This is a genomic window from Streptomyces sp. ATLC9 (assembly GCF_057196705.1).
In genome coordinates this window covers 1-5,290 of sequence record NZ_JBXUOY010000331.1, presented here as the reverse complement: position 1 = coordinate 5,290, position 5,290 = coordinate 1, and the positions used below count along the sequence as shown (strand labels likewise).

Annotated in this window: 5 protein-coding genes; all 5 read right to left on the bottom strand. The window is 75.9% G+C overall.

The features are described from left to right. Window positions 1-432: 432 nt before the first annotated feature. From AC2CJA_RS23865 to AC2CJA_RS23845, 5 genes are read right to left on the bottom strand one after another with little or no spacing between them, the layout of a single operon-like run. Window positions 433-2,319 (bottom strand): ABC transporter ATP-binding protein, encoded by a 1,887-nt coding sequence (locus tag AC2CJA_RS23865; protein WP_484604743.1) that lies wholly within the window; start codon window positions 2,317-2,319, stop codon window positions 433-435. Beyond that, on the bottom strand, window positions 2,210-2,761 hold the full coding sequence (locus AC2CJA_RS23860) for a lasso peptide biosynthesis B2 protein (RefSeq protein WP_484604742.1): 552 nt from the start codon (window positions 2,759-2,761) through the stop codon (window positions 2,210-2,212). Before AC2CJA_RS23860 ends, AC2CJA_RS23865 begins: the two co-directional genes overlap by 110 nt. Then, the gene (locus tag AC2CJA_RS23855) at window positions 2,758-3,009 is read right to left on the bottom strand and encodes a lasso peptide biosynthesis PqqD family chaperone (RefSeq protein ID WP_484604741.1); all 252 of its coding nucleotides are present in this window, start codon (window positions 3,007-3,009) and stop codon (window positions 2,758-2,760) included. The genes AC2CJA_RS23860 and AC2CJA_RS23855 overlap by 4 nt, the downstream gene beginning before the upstream one ends. Beyond that, window positions 3,006-4,916, bottom strand: coding sequence for an asparagine synthase-related protein (locus tag AC2CJA_RS23850; protein WP_484604740.1), 1,911 nt, complete (start codon window positions 4,914-4,916; stop codon window positions 3,006-3,008). Before AC2CJA_RS23850 ends, AC2CJA_RS23855 begins: the two co-directional genes overlap by 4 nt. 7 nt (window positions 4,917-4,923) lie before the next feature. Next, the gene (locus tag AC2CJA_RS23845) at window positions 4,924-5,043 is read right to left on the bottom strand and encodes a keywimysin-related RiPP (protein WP_484604739.1); all 120 of its coding nucleotides are present in this window, start codon (window positions 5,041-5,043) and stop codon (window positions 4,924-4,926) included. Between the last annotated feature and the right edge of the window lie 247 nt (window positions 5,044-5,290).

Below are 5,290 nucleotides of genomic sequence, written 5' to 3'. Positions count from 1 at the left end.
CCCCCGCGCCCCCCGCGCCCGCCGGGCGGGGCCGCCCGGCGGGCCCGCGGTGTGTGCCCGGCGTGGAGGAGCGGTGGAGGAGGCGTGAAGAAGAGTGATGTACGTCACACGGAAAAGGGGGTAACCATTCGGCGGCCTCGTGTGTCTTATGGGGTGGCGTCGGCACTCCGGCGGAGCCGCCGCCGCCCGCCGTGTTCGTCTGTGGGGGACGAGGACGGTGGTCCGCGCAGGTGGTGTGCCCCGGGGGAGCTTGAGCGGCCCTCCCGCCCGTGCGCCGCCCGGCAGACACCCGGCCAGGATCCCGTGGGGGGAGTCCATGTCCGGGAAAAGGAGGCGCCCCGTCGACGGGCCCGTGGGGGGACTCGTCGTCCGGGGCGCTTCTGCGTGCCGGCCGACCCGCCGTGCCGGCCCCGCCGTGCTGCCGTGCGGTGCTCACGCGGGACGGGATGAGTCCTCCGCGGGCCGGGCGGGGGAGCGGCCCGCCACGAGCTGTGCGGCGGCGAGCCCGGCGTACAGCGCGTCCGAGCGCAGCAGCTCGCGGTGGCGGCCGACCGCACGGACCCGGCCGTCCTCCATGACCACGATGCGGTCGGCCCGCACCACCGTGGAGAGCCGGTGCGCGATGGCCAGGACGGTGGTCTCGGCGGCGAGTTCCATGACGACCGCGCGCAGCGCCTCCTCGTTGACCGCGTCCAGCTGCGACGTCACCTCGTCGAGCAGCAGCAGCCCGGGTTTGCGCAGCAGCGCCCGGGCGATGGCGACACGCTGGCGCTCGCCGCCCGACAGCGTCACCCCCCGGTGGCCGACCCGCGTGTCCAGACCGCCGGGCAGCCGCTCGACGAGTCCGTCGAGCCGGGTGCGCGCCACCGCGCGCCGCACCTCCTCCTCCGCGGCGTCCGGAGCGGCCAGCAGCAGGTTCTCCCGCAGGGTCCCGGCCAGCACGGGCGCGTCCTGCTCGACATAGGCGATCGCCGACCGCAGTTCGGCCGGCGGCCAGTGGCGGATGTCGCGTCCGCCGACGGCGACGGTGCCCGCGTCGTGCTCGTAGAAGCGCTCCAGCAGGGCGAACACGGTGGACTTCCCGGCGCCGGAGGGACCCACGAGCGCCGTCAGGCCGCCGGCGGGCACCTCGAAGGTCACCCCCCGGTGCGCCGGGGGGCGGCCCTCGCCGCGCCCGCCGTATCCGAAGACCACGTCCTCGAAGACGACACCGAGCGGCGCCGGTCCCCCCGGCCGCGGCTTCTTCGGCGCCGGCTCCCCGGACTCCCGCGGCAGCTCCTCGACCTCCCGGATGCGCCGCACCGCGGCCAGTCCGCCGCTCAGGCCGCTCCAGCCGTCGGTGAGCTGGCCGAGGGGGCCCATCAGGGTGAAGAGGTAGAGGAGGAAGGCGACCAGCGAGGAGATCTCCATCGCCCCGGAGACGGCCCTGGCACCGCCGACCCCCAGTACGGCGAGGAAGGCGAACTGCATCGCCACGGAGGTCGTGACCTCGGAGACCGAGTTCCACCGGGCCACCGCCACACCGCGGTCGTGGGCCCGGCGCGCCGCACCGGCGACGGCGGCGCTCTCGCGCTCCTCGGCCCCGCTCGCCTTGACGGTGCGGAACGCCTGCAGCGCGCGGTCCAGTGCCGAGCCCATCGCGCCGACCGCCTCCTGCGCCTGGTGCTGCGCCCGCTGGATCCTCGGCATGAGCAGACCGAGCAGGCCCAGGGCGAGGAGTACGGCGAGGAGGGTCACCCCGAGGAGGACGAGGTCCACGACCGCCATCAGGACCACGGTGCCCAGCAGGACCAGCACCCCGGTGACGGTGTCGGCGATGTCGCGGGAGAGCACGGTGCGCAGCAGCGAGGTGTCGCCGGTGGCGCGGGAGAGCAGATCGCCGGGGGTGAGCCGGTCCACGTCCTCGACCCGCAGCCGCATCATCCGGCCGACGAGCCGCCGCCGGGCGTGCAGGACGACGGCCTCGCCGGTGCGTGCCATCAGATACCTGCCGGCCGCCGCGAGGAACGCCCCCAGCAGCACGACGAGCGTGAGGGCGATCAGCGGGCGGACGGGCGAGCGGCCGTCCGCGAGGGCGTCCATGGCGTGCTTCGCGATCATCGGCATGGCGAGGTCCGCGCCGGAGCCGAGCAGGGACAGGAGCCCTCCGCCGGCCAGTGCCCGGCGGTGCGGCCGGACCCGCTCCAGGAGCAGCCGCAGTGGCGGGGGACTACCGGCCGGCCCCGGCCGGCCCGGCTCGCCCGTCCCCTCCCGGGCCGCCGCCGTCCCCGCCGGAGGCTTCGCGCCCCTGTCCACGCCCCGGTCCGCCGCCGGATCCACCGGGGCCTTCGCCTGAGTCACCGCCGTCCCCTCCGCCCGCCGTCACCGTCATCAGGGGCCGCAGGTCGTCCGGCTCCCGCTCCCCGACCGCCCTGCCCCCGGCCCGCACCCAGGCGTGCGCGGAGAAGGGCGGCGCGCCGCGCACCCCCGCGCACCAGTCGGGCCACACCCCCGACATCCGGCAGACCAGCGCGATGGCGATGGAGCGCGGCAGGCAGCCGTACCAGCCGGCGCATCTGCGGCTGCCGGCGACCACCGCCTCGTACACGCGCAGGGTCTCCTCGTACCCGGCGGGACGGGCGCCGCGGCCGACCCGGGCCAGCACCCGGCGCAGCCGTCCCGGGCGCAGCCGGCTCAGCACCAGGGCCGCGGCGACGGCCGTGCGCACCCGGAGGCCGCCGGAGCCGGAGCCGCGGCGGGGCATGGTCATCTCGGTGGTCACGGCGCGAGGAGCTCCGCCTCGACCAGCCGGCCGGTCAGCTCCGCGACGTCCGCCTCGGCCTCGGCGCGGCCGACGTCGTACTCCTCCAGCAACCGCTCCACGGCGGCCTCCCGGCCCCGCCCCCGGGCGAGCGCGTCCACCACGACGGCGCCGCACTCGTTCAACTGCCAGTAGGCACCGCTGCGTTCGTCGAGCAGTACGGCGCCGTACTCGGTGGTGGTCATGGCCACACCCTGTCTGAGCCTCACGGGGTCTCCTCGCTCCTGTCGGGATCGCGGTGGTCCTCCCCGGCCGGCCAGGCGTCCTCGGCCGTCCGCAGCCAGGTCTCGCAGGAGACCGTGGAATCGACCGGGTACCGCTGGAGGAGGGGTGAGTACGGGTCGTCGGCCAGCCTCCCGAGCCGGGCGGCGTCGACGAGTCCGCGCCGGGCGAGCAGGGAGTCCTCCCACAGCGCGCGCAGCTCGGCGGAGTGCTCGCGCAGCCCGCGCACGTCGTCGGCCGACATATGGTCCTTGGTGGTCCGGGCCAGCAGGCGGGCGGGTACCGCCTCGCGCATGGCCTCCACCAGCAGCGGTTTGTACCGCCAGGGGACGACCCGGTCCTCGGCGCGGACGGCGAGCACGGCCTCGACGACCCGGTCGTCGTAGAACGGCGCGGCCACCGGCAGGCCCGCGGTGACGCCCACGTCCTCCAGCGCCTGGAAACCGCGGGCGCCGACCCGGATGGTGTCGAGGTCGGTGTGCCGCCCGGGGCGGGGGCTCAGCGGCTCGGCGTGCCCGGCGGCCGAGCGGAGCTCGCCCCGGATCAGCGCCCCGGCCTCGCCGGTGAGCCAGGGCGGCAGGGACTGCCGCGGCCCCCAGGAGAGCAGCGGACCGCGGTCGGCGGGCGGCTCGCGGGTGACGGAGCCGGCCAGCCAGGCGGCGTACGAGGGGCGGGCCAGCAGACCGCGCAGAGTGGGCCACAGGGGCCAGCCGTGCTGGTGCCGCAGCGCGCCGATCCGGTTCCACGCCTTCAGCGGGCTGCCCGGGAACAGGTCCCGGCAGGCCGAGGGCAGGCCGTTGAAGAGCTCGTCGCCGCCGTAGCCGGTGAGGTGGTACCGGGAGCCGGTGGCGGCGGCGCGGCTGAGCAGCAGGTACGCCCTCGCCCGCGCGGGGGCGACGGGGAAGGGTTCGTCCAGCAGCTCCCGGGCGTTGCCCCGCAGGTCCGCGTAGAACAGCGGGGCGTCGCCGGCCGGGACGACATGGTGTTCTACGGACCGGCCGGTGACGCGGCGGGCGTCCTCGGCGCCCCGGCGGGCCCACATCTCGTCCTCCGAGTGGCCGTCCCGCGCGGCGACGGTCAGCAGCGCCGTCTCCCGCTCGCCCGGCGCCCGCCGGGCGAGGAAGACGACGGAGGTGGAGTCCAGCCCGCCGGAGAGTTCGCAGCTGATCCGGGTGTGCCCGGCCAGGTGGGCGCGGACGGAGTCCGCGAGCGCGGCGGCGAGGAGGGGGGCGCCCCGCTCCGTGCCGAGCTCCGGCTCGGGTGGCCGCCACCAGCGCCACACGGTGTGGCGGGGGCCTCCGGGGCCGTCGCGCAGGCTGAGCGCGTACGCCGGATCGACCTCCTCCAGACCGCGCCACAGGGGGCGGTGCCGCAGCGGGTGCGGGACGAGGTCCAGCAGGCGCAGGGCGAGCGCGGCGTCGTCGATCCCCGCCCCGGTGAGGTGGGCCAGGAGGGCGGGCCGGTCGGAGGCGACGCGCCCGCCGGCGCACCGGGCGTGGTAGACGCGCCGGTGCCCGGAGGCCGTGCCCCGCACGCAGACGTCGTCCCCCACCCGGGAGACGACGTGGTGGATGCCGGGCAGCCGGGTCAGCCGGCGGTGGAGGTCGGCGGTGTCGCGGGCCGGACCGAGGACGCCGCGGAGGACGGGGCCGGGGACGCGGGCCGGGCCGATCAGCACGAGGGAGTCGTCGCCGCGCGTGACGTGGCTGATCCGACGGAAGGGGAGGCGGAAGACGATCCAGGGGCGCCCGGAGGGGTGGCGGACGGTCCCCGTGTCCGCGGCCGAGCCCGCCGTCCCGTCCGGGCGAAGACGCCCGGCCACGGCCTGTCCCCCGGCCGTGTCCGGGAGGACCGCGAAGAAGTCACGCAGATGACCGGGCATCTTCTTCGTCACGGGACGGTCAGACGAACCGGCGGCTGAAGTACTCCTTGTACTTCCCGACGAAGTAGCCCGCGGTCCTCCTGCGGAAGCTCCCCTGATCGAAGAGGGCGGGCTTCACATAGGTCTTCTTCTGCTTCATGTCGTGCGCGCTCTCCTTTGTCGACAGAACAGCCGTGTACTGGTGCGAACGCTCGCACGCGGTATGCGGTCTGTTGCTGGAGTGACGGACGGGATCACATTCACAGCTGATCCGGCGGGTTCGCAACGCGGTTTTGCGCCATCCTCGCCGGTCGATGGGTAGTCGGATTTGCCAAAGGAACCACTTGATGCTCATGTGATCGGCTGCCCGTCCATGCCGTCGGCCGGGCCCGGCAGCGGGCCCGGCC